This is a genomic window from Micromonospora sp. ATLC16 (genome assembly GCF_057196645.1).
This window is the reverse complement of the sequence record NZ_JBXUOW010000078.1, coordinates 1-21,295: the sequence shown is the minus strand read 5'-3', so window position 1 is coordinate 21,295 and position 21,295 is coordinate 1. Positions and strand designations below refer to the sequence as shown.

At 70.5% G+C, this 21,295-nt stretch carries 17 protein-coding genes and 1 pseudogene; 12 read left to right on the top strand and 6 right to left on the bottom strand.

What is annotated here, in order from left to right; genetic code table 11:
- A pseudogene (locus tag AC2CHE_RS23460) lies at nucleotides 1-530 on the bottom strand (transglycosylase domain-containing protein); the annotation flags it as partial.
- Nucleotides 531-726: 196 nt separating this feature from the next.
- The gene (locus tag AC2CHE_RS23455) at nucleotides 727-1,188 is read right to left on the bottom strand and encodes a DUF5318 domain-containing protein (RefSeq protein ID WP_164448785.1); all 462 of its coding nucleotides are present in this window, start codon (nucleotides 1,186-1,188) and stop codon (nucleotides 727-729) included.
- Nucleotides 1,189-1,362: 174 nt separating this feature from the next.
- Here AC2CHE_RS23455 and AC2CHE_RS23450 point away from each other — a divergent pair, with 174 nt between their 5' ends.
- From AC2CHE_RS23450 to AC2CHE_RS23440, 3 genes are all read left to right on the top strand, one after another.
- Nucleotides 1,363-2,001, top strand: coding sequence for a PadR family transcriptional regulator (locus tag AC2CHE_RS23450; protein WP_484507018.1), 639 nt, complete (start codon nucleotides 1,363-1,365; stop codon nucleotides 1,999-2,001).
- Between the two features lie 24 nt (nucleotides 2,002-2,025).
- A complete protein-coding gene (locus AC2CHE_RS23445) occupies nucleotides 2,026-3,105 on the top strand; it encodes an inositol-3-phosphate synthase (RefSeq protein ID WP_093409473.1) in 1,080 nt (359 codons plus the stop codon).
- Between the two features lie 151 nt (nucleotides 3,106-3,256).
- Nucleotides 3,257-3,922 carry a hypothetical protein gene (locus AC2CHE_RS23440; protein WP_484507017.1) on the top strand — a complete coding sequence of 222 codons (666 nt, stop codon included), beginning with the start codon at nucleotides 3,257-3,259 and terminating at the stop codon, nucleotides 3,920-3,922.
- Here the strand turns inward: AC2CHE_RS23440 and AC2CHE_RS23435 are convergent, their stop codons facing one another.
- Nucleotides 3,923-4,402 (bottom strand): methylated-DNA--[protein]-cysteine S-methyltransferase, encoded by a 480-nt coding sequence (locus AC2CHE_RS23435; protein ID WP_484507016.1) that lies wholly within the window; start codon nucleotides 4,400-4,402, stop codon nucleotides 3,923-3,925. It abuts the gene before it with no gap.
- A gap of 572 nt (nucleotides 4,403-4,974) precedes the next feature.
- A complete protein-coding gene (locus tag AC2CHE_RS23430) occupies nucleotides 4,975-6,435 on the bottom strand; it encodes a CCA tRNA nucleotidyltransferase (RefSeq protein ID WP_484507015.1) in 1,461 nt (486 codons plus the stop codon).
- A gap of 125 nt (nucleotides 6,436-6,560) precedes the next feature.
- Here AC2CHE_RS23430 and murJ point away from each other — a divergent pair, with 125 nt between their 5' ends.
- The 7 genes from murJ (at nucleotide 6,561) to AC2CHE_RS23395 (ending at nucleotide 15,129) form a co-directional block, all read left to right on the top strand.
- The gene (gene murJ, locus AC2CHE_RS23425; protein WP_484507014.1) at nucleotides 6,561-8,306 is read left to right on the top strand and encodes a murein biosynthesis integral membrane protein MurJ; all 1,746 of its coding nucleotides are present in this window, start codon (nucleotides 6,561-6,563) and stop codon (nucleotides 8,304-8,306) included.
- Nucleotides 8,307-8,747: 441 nt separating this feature from the next.
- The gene (locus AC2CHE_RS23420; protein ID WP_484507013.1) at nucleotides 8,748-10,346 is read left to right on the top strand and encodes a protein kinase family protein; all 1,599 of its coding nucleotides are present in this window, start codon (nucleotides 8,748-8,750) and stop codon (nucleotides 10,344-10,346) included.
- 34 nt (nucleotides 10,347-10,380) lie between these two features.
- Nucleotides 10,381-11,121, top strand: a complete 741-nt coding sequence (gene sigM, locus AC2CHE_RS23415; RefSeq protein ID WP_484507012.1) for an RNA polymerase sigma factor SigM — start codon at nucleotides 10,381-10,383, stop codon at nucleotides 11,119-11,121.
- Nucleotides 11,118-12,203 carry a hypothetical protein gene (locus AC2CHE_RS23410; RefSeq protein WP_484507011.1) on the top strand — a complete coding sequence of 362 codons (1,086 nt, stop codon included), beginning with the start codon at nucleotides 11,118-11,120 and terminating at the stop codon, nucleotides 12,201-12,203. Before sigM ends, AC2CHE_RS23410 begins: the two co-directional genes overlap by 4 nt.
- 174 nt (nucleotides 12,204-12,377) lie before the next feature.
- Entirely contained in the window at nucleotides 12,378-13,331 is a 954-nt protein-coding gene (trxB, locus tag AC2CHE_RS23405; protein WP_484507010.1) for a thioredoxin-disulfide reductase, read from the top strand.
- A 101-nt stretch (nucleotides 13,332-13,432) separates the two neighbouring features.
- Nucleotides 13,433-13,756 (top strand): thioredoxin, encoded by a 324-nt coding sequence (trxA, locus tag AC2CHE_RS23400; RefSeq protein ID WP_484507009.1) that lies wholly within the window; start codon nucleotides 13,433-13,435, stop codon nucleotides 13,754-13,756.
- Between the two features lie 206 nt (nucleotides 13,757-13,962).
- On the top strand, nucleotides 13,963-15,129 hold the full coding sequence (locus AC2CHE_RS23395; protein WP_484507008.1) for an N-acetylmuramoyl-L-alanine amidase: 1,167 nt from the start codon (nucleotides 13,963-13,965) through the stop codon (nucleotides 15,127-15,129).
- A 57-nt stretch (nucleotides 15,130-15,186) separates the two neighbouring features.
- Here the strand turns inward: AC2CHE_RS23395 and AC2CHE_RS23390 are convergent, their stop codons facing one another.
- Nucleotides 15,187-15,852, bottom strand: coding sequence for a GNAT family N-acetyltransferase (locus tag AC2CHE_RS23390; protein ID WP_484507007.1), 666 nt, complete (start codon nucleotides 15,850-15,852; stop codon nucleotides 15,187-15,189).
- 318 nt (nucleotides 15,853-16,170) lie between these two features.
- Here AC2CHE_RS23390 and AC2CHE_RS23385 point away from each other — a divergent pair, with 318 nt between their 5' ends.
- Both AC2CHE_RS23385 and AC2CHE_RS23380 read left to right on the top strand, forming a co-directional pair.
- Nucleotides 16,171-17,484, top strand: coding sequence for an aminotransferase-like domain-containing protein (locus AC2CHE_RS23385; RefSeq protein ID WP_484507006.1), 1,314 nt, complete (start codon nucleotides 16,171-16,173; stop codon nucleotides 17,482-17,484).
- Nucleotides 17,485-17,492: 8 nt separating this feature from the next.
- Nucleotides 17,493-18,482 (top strand): D-alanine--D-alanine ligase family protein, encoded by a 990-nt coding sequence (locus tag AC2CHE_RS23380; protein WP_484507005.1) that lies wholly within the window; start codon nucleotides 17,493-17,495, stop codon nucleotides 18,480-18,482.
- Between the two features lie 548 nt (nucleotides 18,483-19,030).
- On the opposite strand, the gene AC2CHE_RS23375 is transcribed toward AC2CHE_RS23380, so the two are convergent.
- On the bottom strand, nucleotides 19,031-20,170 hold the full coding sequence (locus AC2CHE_RS23375) for a hypothetical protein (protein ID WP_484507004.1): 1,140 nt from the start codon (nucleotides 20,168-20,170) through the stop codon (nucleotides 19,031-19,033).
- Nucleotides 20,171-21,295: the final 1,125 nt, after the last annotated feature.

Here is a 21,295-nt window from a genome sequence, read left to right as displayed (position 1 = left end):
GGGCCGCCGACACTGGCCCGGGCCACCGCGGCCCGACCACCGACGCCGCCCACGGAGGCCGACCCGACGCTCGCCCGACCGGCTGATGCCGCGCCGACAGCGGCGGCACCGACCGAGGCCCGACCCGGCCCGGCCGGAGACACCGGCACCGAGGCACGGCCGGCGCGACCCGGTGCGGGCGATACCGGGACCGAGGCTCGACCGGGACCGGCCGGAGAAACCGGCACCGAGGCCCGGCCGGGGGCCGCTGGCGCACCCGGCACGGAGGCACGGCCAGGAACGGCCCGGCCAACCGGCGCCGCGCCGGCGGCACCGCCCCGCGGCGGAACGCTCGCCGAGCCGCCGACCGAGGCACGGCCGCCGACCGAGGCGCGGGGCGACGGGCCGGAGGTCTCCGGCCCGGTCGACCAGTTGACTCCGGGCGGTTCACCACCCGGGCGGCGGTACGCGTCGTCCGCCTGCCCCGAGTCGTCCTGGCCCGGAATCCAGGCCCGGCCGCGCGAGGAGCTGGGATCGCCGTACGAGTTCATTCCTCACACCCTGCCGTCGCGGTGGGGCGCGGTCGCACCGCCACCGGTTTGCCGTGAGTTGGGACACCTGCGAGCACGGCACGGGGGTGCCGCGGTCCCGGCGTCAGATCCGCATCAATCGGACCATTCAGACCTACAAGCTGTCGGTCACCCCAGCCGCGTGGCACGCGACCGGGGTCGGCCGATCGAGCTCGAATCACCGTTGCGCCTCTCGCCTTCGCCGGACACCCGTTCCGTCCGCGGTCATGCCGCTCGCCTCACCGTGCTCCGGGTCGCCGTCGGCGACGCCGGTCAGACCGTCCCGCCCGAGCAGGTACTGCTCGACGAGATGGTTCCAGTCACAGCCGAGACACACCTCCACCACGAAGACCTGGAACTCACGCAGCGTCATCGCCAGCACGGTCAGCTCAGCCACATTACGGGCTTGGCCGGCCGATTGCTTGAGTTCGTCCCCGTAAATGTAGTGGACCAGGGTCAGGTTCTCGCTACGGCAGATCGGGCACCGCTCGTCGGTGGACTCGCCGTGGAACCGAGCCGCGTTCTTCAGGTAGGGCGATGCGTCGCACAGGTCATAGGTGCCGACGCGGCCGGCGAGGAGCTCACGCAGCGCCGCTCGCTTTCGGAGCGAGTAGTCGACGACCTGGCGCTGCGTACGCATGCGGGAAAGGGTACGCGGTCTCTTCTGACGAGGCGACCACCGTTACGATCCGTGACCGCAGGACATCAGAACAGGGGTTTGCCCAGACTGGAAGGAGACGCTACGGTGCGATGTATCGGTCCGATACATCGTGGCGGTTAGCGCTTCACGCACAGGGTAAAGGGAGGGTGGCCGGTGCTCGAACTCGCCATCCTCGGCCTGTTGCAGGAGGCCTCGATGCACGGCTACGAGCTGCGCAAGGAGCTCACCGCCAAGCTCGGGGCGATCCGTGCCGCCATCAGTTACGGCTCGCTCTATCCGACCCTGCGCCGGCTGCAGGCGGCGGGATGGATCACCGAGGCCGACGAGACACCCGCCACCGCCGAGGAGGTTCCCGCGCTGACCAGCCGACGAGGTCGGGTGGTCTACGAAATCACCGCGGAGGGAAAGGAACGCTTCGCCCAGCTCATCGCACAGACCGGGCCGGAGACGTACGGCGACACCGGCTTCGGTGTGCACTTCGCGTTCTTTTCCCGAACCGACCGGGCGACCCGACTTCGAATCCTGGAAGGTCGCCGCCGCACGATCGAGGAACGTCGCGAGGGCCTTCGCGACATGCTGGGCCGGGCGGCCGAGCGTCTCGACGCGTACACCCTGGAACTGCAGCGCCACGGCCTGGAGGCCTGTGAGCGTGAGGTCCGCTGGCTGGAGGAGCTCATCGCCAACGAGCGCTCCGGCCGTGCGCCGACGGTCCCGCACGACGGGACGGCCGGCGGCCCACGACAAGACAACAACCCGCCTCCGCCTGGTACGACCAGGACAGAGCGGCCGTGACAGAGAAAGAAGGAGGCACACGCGATGGGCTCCGTCCGCGTCGCCATCGTCGGTGTGGGTAACTGCGCCTCGTCCCTGGTACAGGGCGTCGAGTACTACCGGAATGCCGACCCCAACGACCGCGTCCCGGGTCTCATGCACGTCACCTTCGGCGACTATCACGTCTCTGACGTGCAGTTCGTCGCGGCGTTCGATGTCGACGCCAAGAAGGTGGGCATGGACCTCGCGGAGGCGATCGTCGCCAGCGAGAACAACACCATCAAGCTGTGCGACGTGCCGCCGACCGGCGTCACCGTGCAGCGCGGCCCGACCTTCGACGGCCTCGGCCAGTACTACCGCGAGATCGTCGAGGAGTCGGACGCCACGCCGGTCGACGTGGCCAAGGCGCTGCGTGACGCGCAGGTCGACGTGGTCGTCTCGTACCTGCCGGTCGGCTCGGAGCAGGCCGACAAGTTCTACGCCCAGGCCGCGATCGACGCCGGCTGCGCGTTCGTCAACGCCCTGCCGGTCTTCATCGCCTCCGACCCCGAGTGGGCGCAGAAGTTCACCGACGCGGGCCTGCCGATCGTCGGCGACGACATCAAGAGCCAGGTCGGCGCCACCATCGTGCACCGCGCCCTGGCGAAGCTCTTCGAGGACCGGGGCGTCGAGCTGCTGCGTACGTACCAGCTCAACTTCGGCGGCAACATGGACTTCATGAACATGCTGGAGCGCAACCGCCTGGTCTCGAAGAAGATCTCGAAGACCCAGTCGGTGACCTCTCAGGTGCCGCACGAGATGGCCAAGAGCGACGTGCACATCGGCCCGTCCGACCACGTGCCGTGGCTGGACGACCGCAAGTGGGCGTACATCCGCCTGGAGGGCCGCTCGTTCGGTGACACGCCGCTCAACGCCGAACTGAAGCTCGAGGTGTGGGACTCGCCGAACTCGGCAGGTGTCATCATCGACGCCGTCCGGGCCGCGAAGATCGCGCTGGACCGGAAGATCGGCGGCCCGATCCTGTCGGCCTCGTCGTACTTCATGAAGTCCCCGCCCGTGCAGTACGCCGACCACGACGCGCACGCCGCCGTCGAGGCGTTCATCGCCGGCGAGGTCGAGCGCTGACGCGCCGACCACCAGCAGCAGACGGCGAGGGCCGGGTCCGTGCGGACCCGGCCCTCGCCGTCTCCGTGCAGGCCGGCACCCGGTACGAAGGGACGGAATGTCACGACGCACGGGGCCGCGTCGTCGATGGCGGAACATTACGCTGATCGTCGTGCCGTTCACCGACGCTACGCACGCCGCCAGACCGGTACGCCGGGTCGCCATTGCCTTCGCGGTCACTCTGCTGACCACCAGCCTGTTCGCCTGCGCCGTCCCGGGCAGCCGTCCGACGGCCACGGCGGACGGAGAGGTCGTGCCGCCCGACCCACTGCCGTCGGTGACCGAGGCCCGCTGTGCCGCCGCAGCGGCCGCGCCGCCGGAGGTTGTGATCAAACCCGCCGTCCCGTCCGGCGTGTCGACTGCACCGGTACCTCTGGGCACCGGACATCCGATGGCCGACGAACGGGTACGCGAGGAGATGCTCCGCCGTCAGCAGGCCGCCAACGACGCCTTCCGGCAACGCGGCACGCTCGAACCCGACACGGCTGCCGGCGCTCGGGCCTGTGCCACCGAGGTGCTCAAGGGCCTGAATCTGCTGACCGCCGGCGGCCGGGACGAGCCCGACGAGAAGGCGATACGGCGGGCGGTGACCGCCACCGGCCTCACCAATGTGGTCGTCAGGCCGCCCGGGCGGCTCGATCTCGGCCCCGTCGACGGGCTGATCTTCGCGGGTTGGACCGGCCGGGCGTGTGTCTTCGGCAGCGTCCGCCCGGACGACATCACGGTGGAGATAGGCACTCGGATCGCCGACGGTGGTTGCCTGCCCGCTCCGAGCTGATCAGGACCAGGCACGTTGCAGGGCCACCCGGGCCTCCAGCTCCAGGAGTTTGACCTTGCGGTCCAGGCCACCACCGAAGCCGACCAGCTTTCCGCCGGCCCCGATGATGCGGTGACACGGCACGATCACCGGGATGGGGTTGCGGTTGCAGGCCACTCCGACCGCTCGGGCCGCTCCAGGGTCACCGACCCGCCGGGCCACCTCGCCGTAGGTCAGCGTCTCGCCGTACGGGATGCGGGTCATCTCCCGCCACACCGCCCGCTCGAAGTCGGAGCCGCGCGGCACGGTCACCGGCACCCCGAAGTCGGTCAACTCCCCGGCGAAGTACGCGCGCAGTTCGGCCACCGCCCGCCGGGAGGTTTCGTCGGCCGGCTCGGTCGTCCCGTCACCGACCGGACCGAAATGCGCGCCGCAGACGCCGTCCCCGTCGGTGGCCACGGAGAACTCCCCGATCGGTGAGTCGAGCACGGTCCAACGCATCCCGCCATTGTCCACTCGTGAGCAGGGGCGGCAAGGGCAAGCGCCCGGCGGAGCGTCCCGGGCGTTCGGGAGCTCCGGCGGGCGCCGCCCGTGCCGCGACGGATCAGGCGGTGGAGACGGTGAATCTCTCGCCGTTGCCCAGCCCCAGGCCGGGGGACGACCACTTGATGGTCTTGTTCGAGATCAGCTGGCTGGTGCCGGACGACCCGGCGGAGACCGCCTGGTTGTCGCCCGCCCTGAGGAAGATCGTTCCGTCGATATTGTAGTTGGCGAAGTCGAACGTCTCGTAGAGACCCCGCCCCGTGCTGCTGGCGACCAGCGGCTTGGTGCTGCTGGGGCGGTGACGAACTTGCCGTTGGAGCGGGCCTTGAAGCCGTGCGAGTAGCGGTCGGCGTGACCGAGCCGACAGTCAGCAATCGGTCGATCGAACCCTTCGTGTCGTACACCCCGCCGGCGAGGCCGGTGGTGACGATCCGGTCCCGGACCTGCTTCGGCGTCCAACCCGGATTGGTGCTCAGCAGCAGCGCGGCGGCGCCTGCCACATGCGGAGCGGCCAACTCGCGTCGCTGGGGTCAGTCGCGGATGCCCTCGTCGCGGGCCCAGCGCAGCAGCTCCGCCTCGGCCGTGTCACGGTCCAACGGTCCACGCTCCAGCCGCAGGTCCTTCAGGTGCTTCCAGGCCCGCCCCACCACCGGCCCGGGTGGCACACCCAGCAGCTCCATGATCGCGTTGCCGTCGAGGTCGGGCCGGACCCGAGCAAGATCCTCCTCGGCGGCGATCCGGGCGATCCGCTCCTCCAGCGCGTCGTAGTCCGCCGCCAGCTGGGCCGCCTTCCGCCGGTTGCGGGTGGTGCAGTCCGAGCGGGTCAGCCTGTGCAGCCGGGGCAGCAGGTCACCGGCGTCGGTGACGTACCGGCGTACCGCCGAATCCGTCCACTCGCCCCGGCCGTAACCGTAGAAGCGCAGGTGCAGCGCGACCAACGCGGTCACCTTCGTCGTGACGTCCTTGGGATAGCGCAGCGTCTTCATCCGCACCTTGGTCAGCCGGGCACCGACCACCTCGTGGTGGTGGAAGCTGACCCGCCCGTCCGGGCCGATCGCCTTCGTCGCCGGCTTACCCACGTCGTGCATCAGCGCGGCCATCCGGAGGATGAAGTCCGGTCCGTCCTCCTCGTACGAGACGGCGTTGCTGACCACGGTGAGCGTGTGCTCGTAGACGTCCTTGTGCTGGGCGTGCTCGTCGATCTCCAGCTTGAGCCCGGTCAACTCGGGCAGGAACCGCTCGGCCAGCCCGGTGTCGACCAGCAGCCGCAGGCCGGAGATCGGGTCCGCGCCGCAGAGCAGCTTGGTGAACTCGTCCCGGATCCGCTCGGCGGTGATCCGGTCCAGGTCACTCGCCATCCTGGTCATCGCCGCCCGCACGTCCGGGTGGACCGCGAAGCGCAGCTGCGCGGCGAAGCGGGCGGCCCGCAGCATCCGCAAGGGGTCGTCGCCGAACGACTCGGCGGGCGTGCCCGGGGTACGCACCATCTTCGCGGCCAGGTCGGTCAGGCCGCCGTACGGGTCGGTGAACCGATGCTCGGGGACGCTGACCGCCATCGCGTTCACGGTGAAGTCCCGCCGTCGCAGGTCCTCGACGAGACTGGTGCCGTAGGCGACCACCGGGTTGCGACTGACCTGGTCGTACGACTCGGCGCGGAAGGTGGTGATCTCCAGTCGCAGCCCGCCACGCTGGCAGCCGATGGTGCCGAACTCGCGGCCGGTCTCCCAGATCGCCTCGGCCCAGCCCCGCACGATGTCCAGCGTCTGGTCCGGGTGCGCGTCGGTGCAGAAGTCGAGATCCTCACCGAGCCGGCCGAGCAGGGCGTCGCGTACCGAACCGCCCACGAGGTGCAGTTCGTGACCGGCGGCAGCGAACCGGCGACCCAACTCGTCGGCCACCGGGGAGACCCGGAGCAGTTCGGCGACGGCGTTGCGCTGCGCGGCGGTGAGATCGCGGCGGTCAGTGGCGTGGGATGCGGCGGTTTCGGACATCGGATCCGCAGCCTATCGGTCCTGACCGGCATCGCCTCCGCCGGGCGCGGGTAACGGGCCGGGGTTGACTAAGGTCTGTGACGTGTGGGCCGGTGCCGGCTCCGGCGTACCCCTTGGAGGCACAGATGAGCGGCGGGCTCTACCGCAGCGCCAACGCCCAGCAGGGCGGCCCGCCCGGCGGCCGGCCCGGTGACGGAGCCACGTTCATCTCCGCCGAGCCGCTCAACCAGCCGGCGGCCGAAGCGGTCGCGCCGCCGCAGGAGCAGGTGGCGGAGAGCAGCGTCGCCGCCAACAGCGCGATCATGGCGGTCGGCAGCCTGGTCAGCCGGGGTACCGGCTTCCTCCGCAACCTCATGATTGGCGCGGCCCTCGGCAACCTGATCGGCAACGTCTTCACCACCGCCATGTTCCTGCCGCAGCAGGTGTACGAGTTCCTGCTCGGCGGCATCCTGACGAGTGTGCTCATCCCGGTGCTGATCCGCCGGAGCAAGCTGGACTCCGACCGGGGCCAGGCGTACGCACAGCGGCTGTTGACCCTGGCGGTCGTCGCACTCGCCGCGACCGTGCTCATCGCGGTGATCGCGGCACCGGTACTCACCAGTCTTTACGCAAGCGGCAAGGACGCCAGCTACACCGGCCTGGTCACCAAGCTGTCGTACCTGATGCTGCCGATGCTCTTCTTCACCGGCATCAGCGCGCTGATCGCGGCCATCCTGAACACCCGGGGTCACTTCGCGGCACCGATGTGGGCGCCCATCCTGAACAATCTGGTCGCCATCGCCACCTTCGGCACGTACATCGTCGTCTTCGGCGCTCAGGCCCGCCAGCCCGCCGACGTGGGACTGAACCAGGTTCTGCTGATCGGTGGGGGGACGCTGCTCGGCGTGGCGGTGCAGGCCGCCGGTCTGCTGCCGGCGCTGCGCAAGGTCGGCTTCCGGTGGAAGCTGCGGTTCGACTTCCGGGAACTCGGGCTGAGCGAGCTGGCTCGGCTCGGCGGCTGGATGTTCTGCTACGTGGCGGTCAACCAGCTCGGCCTCTTCGTGGTGGTCAACCTGCTCACTCGGGCGGCGGGCGAGGAGAACGCCGGCCTGCTGATCTACAACAACGTCTTCCTGCTACTGATGATGGCGCACGGCATCATCGCCGTCTCGATCATCACGGCGCTGATGCCCCGGATGAGTTCCGCTGCGGCCGACGGTCGATTTCGCGACTTCACCAGCGACCTGAGCCGGGGTACGCGGACCGTCAGCGCCGTGCTCGCCCCGATCGCGGTCTGCTACGCGGTGTTGGCCACCCCGATCTCGGTGGTGGTCTTCCGCTACGGGGCCTTCTCCGATGACAACGCGGTAGCCACGTCGACGGTGCTGCTGGTCGCCGCGATCGGACTGGTCCCGTTCGCGATCAGTCAGCTCTTCACCTTCGCCTTCTACGCGCTGCCGGACACCCGGATGCCGGCACTGATCAACATTCCGGTGGTGGCGCTGCGGGTCGGGGTGCAGATCGCGCTCTTCCTGATCTTCTCGGCGAGCTTCGCGGGAGCCGGGATGATGATCGGCAACACCGTCTCCTACCTGGCCGCCGCCATCGCCTCGGCCTGGCTGCTACGCCCCCGGGTGGGTCAGATCGGGCTGGGCGCGATCCTGCGCACCCTCGGCCGGGTGACCGTCGCGGCGGTCGGTGCCACGCTGGTCGGCCTGCTGGTGGTCGTCCTGCTGCCCGGCGGCGACACGCCGACGCGGTGGGAGGCGATCGCCCAGCTGCTGGTCGGTGGCGCGGTCATCGGGGGTACCTACCTCGGCCTGGCGACCGTGCTGCGGATCTCCGAGATCACCGAGGTGGTCGGCATGGTCCGCCGCCGACTCGGCCGCTGAACCCTCCATCGGCTCGGCGTACACCCAGCGTGACCAAGGATCACCAGCTGGGGATGTCCCTGTGGATAACTCCGCGCGCCGCCGCTCACCTGACGGATCGGCCTGTGGATAACCAACCGGACGGCCGAGTATGCCCGGCCGATCGACGGGAATTCGGCGCTGCCGAACCCACCGATGCGACAGGTTCCGCCCCGGCCGGAGTCGGTTGAGGTCGACCTCTAGATTGGCTGGTACAGGTACCAGCAACGTGGCTGACAACGGCGGCAACGGGACAAGTCCGCCGACCGCGGACTTCGCCGTCACCGGCCGGCGGGAAGATGACATGTCGGGGACCGGGCCATCCCGGGTAAGGTCGCACTCGACGGGTACGGCAGAAACCGGCGCGCGGCACCCTGCTGCGACCGGCCGGCCGGTACCAGACGAAGGCGGAGCGGGAAGCAGATGCCCAGCAGCGCGGGTCCATCGATCGACACGATCACCGAGGGAGGACGGGTGACCCAGGTCGGCGAGGGTCAGGACGCGGACGAGACCACTCCGCCGGTCATGACCTTCGGTGCTCCGACGGCCGGTGAGATCCTCGCCGAACGTTACGAACTGGTCGAGCACATCAACAACGACAGCGCGGGCCGCCTGGTCTGGCGCGGGGTCGACGTCGTGCTGCGCCGACCCGTCGCGGTCGTCATGCGCTACCCGGGTGGCGACTCCGCCACCGAGATGCTCCAGGCCGCCGTCGCCGCCAGCCGGGTCGTTCACCCCAACCTCGTCGGGGTGTACGACGCCATCGACGAGGCCGAGCGGGCCTACGTGGTACGCGAGTGGGTCGACGGTCAGTCCCTGCGGGACCTGGTCGCGAGCGGGCCGTTGGACGCCGCCCGCGCGACCGCCATCGGCAACTCCGTCGCCAGCGCCCTGGCGGCCGTCCACGCCACCGGCATGGTGCACGGAAACGTGCACCCCGGCACGGTCATGATCAGCGATGACGGCCGAGTGGTGCTCGCGGACGCCCGCACCGACGGTGACGACAGCCAGGAGAGCGACGTCCGCGCCGTCGGGGGCATCCTCTACTTCGCGATGACCGGCTACTGGCCGCACGCCGAGGCGCCGCTGCGCGGTGCCACCGCCGGGCACGGTCGGGCGGCCATTCCCGACGCGGTACGCGATGCCAACGGGGCCGTCGCGGCACCCCGTCAGGTCCGGGCCGGTGTGCCGGCCTACCTGGACGACCTGACCATGGACCTACTCGACGCCGAGATCGCCCCACCCCCGTCGGACGTGTTGACGGCGGAGTTGGCCCGGCTCGACGTCCCCGAAGACGACTACCTCGACAACAGCGGCCCGCTGCGGTTCGCCGGCGAGACCGGCGAGGAGCCGTCACCGTTGGCCGCGGCCGGCGGACGCAAGGTCGCCCTGGGCATCGCCGGGCTGCTGGCGGTGGCCCTGATCGGGCTGCTGATCGGGATCAGCACGCTCGGCGACGACGACGGTGACCCGCAGACCAACCCGGTTGCGGCGCCGACATCGAGCGCCCCGGTGAGCGACGAGCCAGCAACGCCCACGGTCCGGAACCTGAAGATCAGCGACGCCCGGATCATCGACCCGGACAGCAACGACCGGACCGAGGTTCGCGACGCCGAGAAGGTCTTCGACGGCGACCAGGACGAGGGCTGGTCCACGGAGACCTACAACCGCAGCAACTTCGGCAACCTCAAACGGGGCATGGGTGTCTGGATCGACCTCGGCGCCAAGCGGACCGTCAAGTCGGTACAGGTCAACCTCTCCGACCGGGGTGCTTCGGCGGAACTGCTCACCGGCACCACCAACGCTCCGTCGTCCAGCTCGGGCGACGACAAGGTCCTCACGGCGTACCTGAAGAACAAGATCGGGCAGCCCTTCGAGGAGCACGACGGCACCACGATGACCTTTGACGGCTTCGACGCCGACAAGAAGTACCGCTACCTGCTGTTCTGGATCACCGAGCTGCCGCCGAACGGAGGCGGCTTCAAGATCGGGGTGCAGGAAATCACGGTCCAGGGTTCATGAGTCATCAGCACGGCGGCAACCACCGGGTCGGGTGATGGAGGTAGGCGACGCCGGAGGCAACCACCCGGGCACCGCTTCCCTGGGCGACACGGTGAGCGACCTCGATCTGCTGCGCGCCCACGTCGCCGGTGACCGGGACGCCTTCGGCGAGTTGTTCCGTCGGCACCGGGACCGGCTCTGGGCGGTCGCCCTGCGTACGCTCGGCGACCGTGAGGAGGCCGCGGACGCCCTCCAGGACGCGCTGCTGTCCGCCCATCGCGCGGCCGACCGGTTCCGGGGTGACTCGGCGGTCACCACCTGGCTGCACCGGATCGTGGTCAACGCCTGCCTCGACCGGATCCGCCGTCGGCGGGCACACCCCACGGTGCCGTTGCCCGACGGGGTGCACGGCCCGGAGGACGGTCCGGCCACCGGCGGCGTGGAACCGGCCGCACCGGTACACGACCACGACACCGCCATGGTCGTCCGCGACGCCCTGGCCGCGTTGCCGCTGGAGCAGCGGGCCGCCCTCGTCCTGGTGGACGTGCAGGGTTACCCGGTCGCCGAGGTCGCGCGGATTCTCGGCGTCGCCGAGGGGACGGTGAAGAGTCGCTGCGCCCGGGGCCGCGCCCGGCTCGCGGTCACGCTCGGCCACCTGCGACCCGGCGGCGGGCCGGCGGCCAATGCCCGGCCGGACGTGCCGGATGTCACCGGTGGGAACCCGAAGCAGCCATCGGGCGTCCGATCGGGGTCGGGGCGGTCCCGGCCGGCCGCCAACCAGCAGGAGGAATCGTGAGTACCGGGGAGTTCAGAGAGGTCGACCACGACCTGCTCGCCGACTACCTCGGTGGCGCGCTGCACGGCACCCCCGAGCACGCTGAGGTCGCCCGGCTGGTGGCACAGGACCCGGCCTGGGCTGATGCCCACGCTTTCCTGGGTCCGGCCGTCGACAACGTCCGCGCCGAGCTGGCCGGGTGGGGCGAGCCGACGCTGGAGCTTCCGCCGGAGATCAGCGACCGGATCAACGCCGCTCTCGCCTCGGCTGATCCGCTCACCGCGCCCACGCCGACGACAGCGGCTGCCGAGCGGAAATCGGCCACCGGGGACGGGGTTGCGGCCGTCGACGACTCCGGAGCGGCACCGACCGGCGGAAAGCTGACTGTCGTACCAGCCCAGCCGACAGGCGGTCCCCGTCGGCCAGGCGGCCCGCTACGGCCGGGCCAGGACCGGTCCTCGTCGTCGCGGCCGGGTCGGCGACGTCGCCGCTTGGCCCGCGTGGCCGGGCCGGTTGCCCTCGCCGCCGCCGCGGTGGTCGGGTTGGGCGCGCTCCAGCTGTTCCAGCCCGGAGGTGGGGACGACGTCGCCACCGACACCGCTCTCAGCGAGCGGGCCGTCAGCCCGGCCGTGTCGCACGCCTACCCGCAGGATTCCGCAGGACAGCCCGACCCCGAATCGGCGCCCGAACGTGCCGCGGCCGCAACCGGCGCTCCGTACCGGGTCGTCGGCGCTCCGCAGCGCAGCGACACCGACTACACACCGGAGGCACTGGCCAACCTGACTCCGAGCGTCAGGCAGTTCTCCACCGACGGTGATCCGGGGTTCGGCGCGGAGAGCCAGGAGCGCCTGCCCGCCGCGGGTGATCTGGCCCGGCTCGGCACCCAGACGGCGTTGAGCGCCTGCCTTGCGGAGGTCAGTGCGGAGCAGCGCGGAGGACCGCTGACCTTCGAGGTCATCGACTACGCCCGCTTCCAGGGGCTGCCGGCGCTGGTCCTTCAGTTCACCGACGCCTCCGGCACGAACTGGGCGTGGGTCAGCGGCCCGGAGTGCGGGGTACCCGGGTCCGGCTCGGACGCCCGTTACCGTACGCAGGTAGGGTGATCCTGCGGTCGCTGGACTCTTGACCGTCCACGTGACCTGACCCACCGGGTGGCCGACTCGGGAATTCCCGCTTCGTACGATGACGTTCTGCACATCAGTTGCCGCCGCGTCGGCACTCGGATCGGCATCGGCGGGTACGCCGGTGACGACAGTCAACACGATTGGGAGACGGCAGTGGACGAGGTCCGCAACCTGGTCATCATCGGCTCCGGGCCGGCCGGTTACACGGCGGCGGTCTACGCGGCGCGTGCCAACCTCAAGCCACTGGTGATCGAGGGCGTGCAGTCCGGCGGCGCGCTGATGACCACCACCGAGGTGGAGAACTTCCCCGGTTTCGCCGACGGCATCCTCGGCCCCGAGCTGATGGACAACATGCGTAAGCAGGCCGAGCGGTTCGGCGCCGAGTTCCTGACCGACGACGTCACCCGGGTCGAGCTGACCGACACCGGTCACCCCGGCGCGCTGAGCACCGTCTGGGTCGGCGAGACCGCGTACCGTGCCCGGGCCGTGGTCCTCGCCACGGGTTCCGCCTGGCGCCCGCTCGGCGTACCCGGCGAGCAGGAGTACCTCGGCCACGGTGTCTCCTCCTGCGCCACCTGTGACGGTTTCTTCTTCCGCAACCAGCACATCGTGGTCGTCGGTGGTGGCGACTCGGCGATGGAGGAGGCCAGCTTCCTGACCCGCTTCGCCGACTCGGTGACGATCCTGCACCGCCGCGACTCGTTCCGGGCGAGCAAGATCATGGCGGAGCGGGCACTGAGCAACGACAAGATCAAGGTCGAGTGGAACACCGTGGTGGAGGAGGTGCTCGGCGCGGACGGCAAGGTTTCCGGCGTACGGGTGCGCAACGTCCACACCGGCGAGGCCAAGGTGCTCGACGTCACCGGCGTGTTCGTGGCGATCGGCCACGACCCACGCAGCGAGCTGTTCCGCGGGCAGGTGGAGATGGACGACGAGGGGTACGTGAAGGTGCAGGCCCCCAGCACCCGGACCAGCATCCCCGGCGTCTTCGCAGCCGGGGACCTGGTCGACCACACGTACCGGCAGGCGATCACAGCCGCCGGGACCGGCTGTGCGGCCGCCCTGGACGCGGAACGCTTCATCGCCACACTGCCCAAGGGCGACTAGCAATAGGGCGGTGAAGGCGAGGGGACGCGCCGCAGCCCCGCCAGTTTGTTGCCAGTCGCTCTGAAGCTGAACCAGACACAACGCAGGAGGAGGGGTCAACAGTGGGAGCAACCAAGTCGGTCACCGACGCGAGTTTCGCCGCAGACGTGCTGAAGTCCGACAAGCCGGTCCTGGTGGATTTCTGGGCCGAGTGGTGCGGGCCGTGCCGCAAGGTGTCGCCGCTGCTGGAGGAGATCGCCGGCGAGATGGGCGACCAGGTCAGCATCGTCAAGCTCAACATCGACGAGAACCCGGAGACCGCCCGGACGTACCGGGTGATGTCGGTGCCGACCCTCACCATGTTCAAGAACGGTGAGCCGGTGCAGTCGATCGCCGGTGCCAAGCCCAAGGGCGAACTGGTCAAGCTGATCGAATCGGCGCTCTGACCCCAGCGACGACATCGCCGTTGACCCCGTGCCGGTGAACCCGGCACGGGGTCAACGCGTTTTTCGCCGCCCACCACCCCAGCGGATCGCCTAGCGCATAACCTCGAACCGGGGCCGCCGGACGCCGGTGAGCACCTGGTCCCGCCAACGGCACACCTCGTCGGCGGCGGGCCTGGCAGCCACCGACCGTGCAGAGGGGGTCGTGCGTGCGTCCGATCCGTTCCGGTGACCGGGGACCCGCAGTCACCGAGATCCGTGCGGTGTTGACCGGCCTCGACCTGCTGTCGAAGACGACCGGCCCGCACAGCGACGAGTTCGACCCGGCGACCGAACGGGCGGTCCGCGCGTTCCAGCAGTCGCGGGGCCTCAGCGTCGACGGCCGGGTCGGTGCCGAGACCTGGCGGGCCCTGGACGCCGCCCGCTGGCGGCTGGGTGCCCGCACCCTCTACCACGCGGTGCCGGTCCCCCTCACCGGCGAAGATGTCCGGTCGCTACAGGAACGGCTGCTGGAGATGGGCTACGACAGCGGCCGGGCCGACGCCATCTACGGCATCCGCACCTCCCGGGCGGTGGCGCAGTTCCAGCGTGAGGTGGGACTCGTCCCCGACGGCACCTGCGGCCCGCACACCATGGGTGCCCTGCGCCGGCTGGGCCGCAAGGTCGTCGGCGGCCGGCCGCAGTGGTTGCGTGAGTCCGACGCCATCCGACAGTCCGGCCCGACCCTGGTCGGCCGGACCGTGGTGATCGACCCGGGTCACGGCGGCACCGACCCGGGCGTGGTCGTGGCGGACGGCCCGCTGCGCTGGACCGAAGCGGATCTGATGCACGACCTGGCCAGTCGGCTGGAGGGGCGCCTCGCCGCGTCCGGAGTACGGGTGCAACTCACCCGAGGACCGTCGCCGGAGACCTGCCTGCCCGACATCGACCGGGCGCAACTGGCCAACTCGCTCGGCGCCGACGTGTTCATCTCGCTGCACACCGACGGCCATGCCAACCCGATGGCCGAGGGCGTCGCCACGTACCACTACGGCACCGACAACGGGGTGAGCTCGGCGACCGGTGAACGGCTCGCCGGGCTGGTCCAGCGGGAGATCGTGGCGCGTACCGGGCTGCGGGACTGTCACTCCCATGCCAAGGCGTGGGACCTGCTCCGGATCACCCGCATGCCGGCCGTGCGCGTCGAGGTCGGCTACCTCACCTCGCCGACCGACCGGGAGCGGCTGATCGCTCCCCGGTTCCGCGACAAGCTGGTCGAGGCGATGGTGGCGGGGGTGCAACGGATGTACCTGCCGATCGAACGCGACGTCCCGACCGGCTCGATCGACGTCAGCGAGCTGCGAGCGGCGGTCGCCGCCGGCACCGTGGTGGACTGAGCCGCCCGACCCGGTCACAGGCGCGGTCACGTCGGACCGTCCGCGCGGTGCGGGCGGTCAGCCGGCCGTCGAACGGGTGGCAGGTGCCGGTCGGACCGGGCGTAACAGCGACTCCGGACTCATCGAGCCGAGCAGCTTCTCCAGCGCGTACTCGACGTCGGACTTCCAGCTCAACGCCGTCCGCAGTTCGAGCCGCAGCCGGGGAAACCGCGGATGCGGGCGAACCGTCTTGAAGCCCACCGAGAGGAAGAAGTCGGCGGGCGCCACGCATGCTCCGCCCGGATCGGCGGAGTCACCGAACTGAGCGTCGCCGAACGCCTCGATCGCCTTGATCCCGCGCTTGGTCAGATCGCGGGCCACCCCCTGCACCAGCATCCGGCCGAGGCCCCCGCCGGAGAACGCGGGCACCACGTTCGCGGTCATCAGCAACGCCGCGTCGGCGGAGACCGGAGAAGTCGGAAAGGCCATCGACCGGGGAACGTACGCCGGCGGGGCGTACATCACGAACCCGGCCGGCATGCCGTCGACGTAGACCAGCTTGCCGCAGGAACCCCATTCGAGCAGGGTCTGCGACACCCACGCCTCCTTCTCCAGCCCAGGGTCGCCCGCAGCGCAGGCACGGTCCGCGGAAACCGGATCAAGCTCCCAGTAGACACACTGCCGGCAGGGAAGGGGCAAGTCCTCCAGGGTGTCCAGGGTCAGGCTGACCAGACGTCGCGACATTGGCGCTTCCCCACACTAGGCTCGGAGGTGGGACCGGCCCAGGCGGCACCGCCGCCGCAGCGGCCCGGACGGCACCGCCGTGTTCCTGCCCCCGACGAGCGATCGTACGCCGCCGATCGGCGGCAGGGGAGACTAAGCATGAACGTCCGCCTCAGGGGTGCCGGCCGCCGGTCCGGCATGTGGACGCACGAATAATCGGAGGCGCATCGGGCGGTGCAGGGCGGCTAGGATCGACATCCGGCGCGCCGTACCGCCATGGTCGCCGTTGTCCTGGGTATCCGGGGCCGGAGCCGTCCGAGCAGCCATCGGGGTGATGTGATGACCGGCACGACACTCGACGACTACACCGACCGGTACGCCCGGCGGGTCCGGGGAATGACCGCGTCGGAGATCAGGGCGCTGTTCGCGGTGGCCAGTCGGCCGGAGGTCGTCTCCCTCGCCGGTGGCGCGCCGTACATCGCCGCGCTGCCGCTGGACGCCGTCGGCGAGATGCTCGGCCGGCTCGGCGCCGAGCACGGCAGCACCACCCTGCAGTACGGCATCGGTCAGGGCACCCTGGAGCTGCGGGAGCGGATCTGCGAGGTGATGGCGCTCTCCGGCATCGACGCCGCCTGTGGTGCCTCCCCGGAGGACGTGGTGGTGACGGTGGGCGGGCAGCAGGCGCTCGACCTGGTCGCCCGCCTCTTCCTGGATCCGGGTGACGTGGTGCTCGCCGAGGGGCCGACCTACGTCGGTGCGCTCGGCGTGTTCCAGGCTGCCCAGGCCCAGGTTGTGCACGTACCCATGGACGACGACGGTCTGATCCCGGCAGCGCTGGAACTCGCCATCGCGGAGCAGGCCCGGGCCGGACGCCGGGTGAAGTTCCTCTACACCATCCCCACCTTCCAGAACCCGACCGGCGTGACGCTGACCGAGCAGCGGCGGGAAGAGGTCCTCGACATCTGCGAGCGCGCCGGGCTGCTGGTGGTCGAGGACGACCCGTACGGCCAGCTGGGCTTCGAGCGCGAGGCGCCCGCGCCGCTGCGGGCGCGGCGGCGGGACGGCGTCTTCTACCTGAGCACCTTCTCCAAGACGTTCGCGCCGGGGCTACGGGTCGGCTGGATCCTCGCGCCGCACGCGGTACGCGACAAGCTGGTGATCGCCAGCGAGGCACAGATCCTCTGCCCCAGCGCGTACGCGCAGGCCGCCGTCAGCACCTACCTCGGCACCATGCCCTGGCGCGAGCAGCTGAAGGTCTACCGGGAGGTCTACCGGGAGCGGCGAGACGCGATGCTCAACGCGCTGGAGGACCTGATGCCCGCCGAGACCCGCTGGACGATACCGGGCGGCGGGCTGTTCGTCTGGGCCACGCTGCCCGACGGGCTGGACTCGAAGGCGATGATGCCCCGGGCCATCGCCGCACGGGTGGCGTACGTGCCCGGCACCGGTTTCTACGCCGACGGCAGCGGCAACGGTCACATGCGACTCAACTTCTCCTTCCCGCCGCCGGAGCGGATCAGGGAGGGCGTGCGCCGGTTGGCCAGCGTGATGGAACAGGACACCGCCATGCGGCGGGTGTTCGGTGCGGTCGTTGAGCCCGGTACCCGGCGGGGCCGGACCGGCTGGGACGCGCCAGGACCAGACTTGGCATGATGCCCGGCATGGGTGTCACCGCTGCCGAAGAACCCGCCGTGTCGGGCCCCGAGACCACCGATCTCCACGTGCTCGTGCTCGCCGGTGGTCTGTCGTACGAGCGTGATGTGTCGCTGCGCTCCGGCCGCCGGGTGCTTGACGCGCTGCGCGCCGTCGGGATGCAGGCCGAGTTGCGCGACGCCGACGTGGCCCTGCTGCCCGCGCTGACGGCGGATCCACCCGACGCCGTGGTGATCGCCCTGCACGGCGCCACCGGCGAGGACGGGTCGCTGCGCGGCGTCCTGGACCTGTGCGGCGTGCCGTACGTCGGATGTGACGCGCGGGCTTCCCGCCTCGCCTGGGACAAACCGTCGGCGAAGGCCGTGCTGCGAGAGGCCGGCATCGCCACCCCCGATTGGGTCGCCCTGCCGCATGACCGGTTCAGCGAACTCGGCGCGGTGGCCGTGCTGGACCGCATCGTCGAGCGCCTGGGGCTGCCGCTCATGGTGAAGCCGGCCCAGGGTGGTTCCGGTCTGGGCGCCGCCGTGGTCCGGGACACGGCGTCGCTCCCGGCTGCCATGGTGGGTTGTTTCGCGTACGACTCGACGGCGCTCGTCGAACGGTACGTTGCCGGCATGGATGTGGCGGTCTCCGTGGTCGACCTGGGAGACGGTCCGCAAGCGCTACCGGCGGTGGAGATCGTGCCCCGCAACGGGGTGTACGACTACGCGGCCCGCTACACGGCGGGGCGCACCACCTGGCACACCCCGGCCCGCCTGGAACCCGCCGTCGCCGAATCGGTGGCCCAGGTCGCCCTGGCCGCCCACGCCGCCCTCGGCCTGCGTGACCTCAGCCGGGTCGATCTGATCGTCGACTCGGCCGGTCAGCCGCACGTACTCGAAGTCAACGTCTCGCCGGGGATGACCGAGACGTCGCTGTTGCCGCTCGCCGTACAGGCCGCCGGCCTCGACTTCGGACGCGTGGTCGGAGACCTGGTAGCCCGCGCCGCCGCCCGCTGATCTCGCCGCCCGCTGATCTCGCCGCCCGCTGATCTCGTTGCCCGCTGGTCTCGTCGCCCAGCTGATCTCGCCGGCCGGTACGAGGCCCGCCGTCACCTGCTGACCGAACTCGTCGCCGCGCGGAGGCTGGCGCTGATTAGTTTGACGCCACACCGCCCAGTGCTCCTGGCCTTGCCCTGGTTCAGACCGCCGCCCGCCGATCGCCCTGATGGGGATCGGCGGGCACTCAGAACCAGACGGTCCGCGCGGCCGGCGGCACCGAGGCGGGTCCTGGCCGACGATGGCAGGACGACCCAGGACACCGGCTCGGGGTACGGTTCGCCGACGCCACCAGTCGACCACCCCGGCCCGGTCCTGCCGACCCGGAACTGGCGGAGGCAGTGACCTACCGTGGCCGTGCCTGTCAGCACCGTCGGCCACGGCGCCAAGAGCTCCAGGCCAACCCGGAGGGCGGCGGCAACCTCCTGCTGGCCGCTCTCCGGGCTCGGTTCACCGGACGGCACCGTCGAGCCTCCGTCCAGGGCTCTCCGCTTGCGCCTGCCCCTTTGCTACGACTCCCGCTTCCCGACATGGCCGGCAGTCCCGGCGGCTCCGGTCCCGGCAGTTCCGGCAGTCCCGGCAGTTCCGGCCGCATCGGTGCCGGCGGTGTGGGTGCCGGCCGTATCGGCGGTGTCGGCGCTTGCGGTGTCGGCGCTTGCGGTGTCGGTGTCTGTGCCGGCGGTGTGGGTGTCTGTGCCGGCGGTGTGGGTGACAGCGGTCCCGGCTGCTCCGGCCGCATCGGTGGACTCGGTCTGCCGATGCGTCTCGACGGTTCCGGTCTGCGGACTCGCGCCTGCTGACCCGGAAACCAGCTGGCTCGTCGGCTCAGGTCGAGCCGCCTCGGCCGCGTTCGCTACCGTCTGTCGCTGCGGTGCCGCTTCGACAGCCTCCTCCGGGACCGAGCCCCTCACCGGCATCGAGTTCGCCGCGTCTGGCGACTCGGAACCGGCATTGACGCCGGGAACATCGGGTGGCTCAGCCGTCTCGCCGATGGCGTCCAGCAGCGACCCTCCTTCCGCCGGCTTCGTCTCGGTAGGCGAGGCCGACTGCGCGGCCAGGCTGGACGGCGCCTGCCACTGGATGCGGGGTGGTTCGGCAAGCGGCCGCCCACCGAACTCGGCCAGCCAGGCCGCAACGAGGGCGAGATTTTCCCGCCACTGGTCATCTGGGATCGGCGGCAGGATCGAGTCCCAGAGCGACAGGAAGGTGCCACGGAGCTGGAGCCGACCGTACGGGCGGGCGAGGAACCACATGTGGAGATGGGCGGACCCGTCTCCCCAGCGGTTGACGTGCACTCGGGCCACTCCGTCCAGCGATCGGATGGCCCGTTCGAGCCGTACCGTCATCACGCCCAACTCGGCGGCGAGCAGATTCGGCAAGTCACCGAGATCGAGGTGCGACCGTGACTCCAGGATGAGGACCATGGGCAGGCCGGTAGGCCGGTCCATGGCCCGTACGCGCCATCGTTCACCGACCCAGATGTATGCCTCGTCGGGCGCTAGGCAGGCGGTGCATTCTTGGTGAGCCTCACCCTTGCGGGGCGGCTCGACAGGGACCGGATCGGCGAGTGGCTTGACCCGGAGGTCGCCCTCAAAGGGAAACGACGGCCACTGGGTGAAGTCTGGAATTGAGGGAGGGGTGTCGTGCACGACGCTGACCCTAACCGAGTCCGGGACCACTGTCCCTACCCGAACCGTCTTCGACTCTCCGCAGCGCTCGAATGTCGGGACAGGCCACGCCGAAGAGTTCTCCCCAGAGTTATCCACAGGGTGGCAGGTCGCTGGATCCTTACCGCTGTCGCGCTTCGACAAGGGGTTTCGGGTCATGTTTCACGTGAAACGGCGCGAGCCTGTGGACAACTGATGTGGATAACATCAGCGGCCCCGACCTCCGCCAGACACGCGGTCCGACGGTGGTCACGACCCTAGGCACACCCGACGTTCACCGGCCGCCTCACCCACATCCAACATCGCGTTTCACGTGAAACAACGAGCCGCGCGGCCAACAGAGCGACCCGGTCAGCCGGAGTCCAAGCTGCCGTCTCGTTCACCGACGTGACCCGAAGGCGGGGGCGTGCCCGGCACGGCCGCCACCGGAGCGCTCGACGGCGCGGGCTGACGGGTGCCACTTCCGAGTTCGGCTGTCGAGGCCAACCACCGCTTGATCGGTCGGCCGTCGGCGTGCGCCATCCCCGTCTGTCGCCGCTGAAGGAACCCGTCCAGTGGCTGTTTCCGCCTCCAGGTTCGGGCTGTAAGCCGGCCACCACCAACGGACCGGGCGTCGGCGGCGTACCGCGGGGTGGAAATCATCGGCTGCACTCCACACCCTTGTTTCACGTGAAACGCGCCCTGTCTTTCCTGCCCCTGTCCTGGCTCGCCCGATGCAGGTCTGCGACGATGCCAACGACGCGTGCCCCAACAGCGCTCGGCCTGGTAGGACTCGGCTGGGTGGGCGGCAACAAGCCGATCTCCGCCGCCTGAAGCTGCCGGCGCCTGAAGCTGCCGGCGCCACCTGAAGGCACCCGCCCCGCCTGAAGCGCGCTCAGTCGCCCGAGCTGCGACCAACCGTCCGTCCACCCGTCTGGCTCCTGCCCGTCTGACTCAATCCCCCTTCCGGGCCGTGTGCTCTGTGCGTCAATCCCTTCCGTGCCACCTCCTCCCGAACCGCTCCCTTCCGGGCCGCTCCCTTCCGGGCCGCTCCCTTCCGGGCCGCTCCCTTCCGGGCCGCTCCCTTCCGGGCCGCTCCCTTCCGGGCCGCTCCCTTCCGGGCCGCTC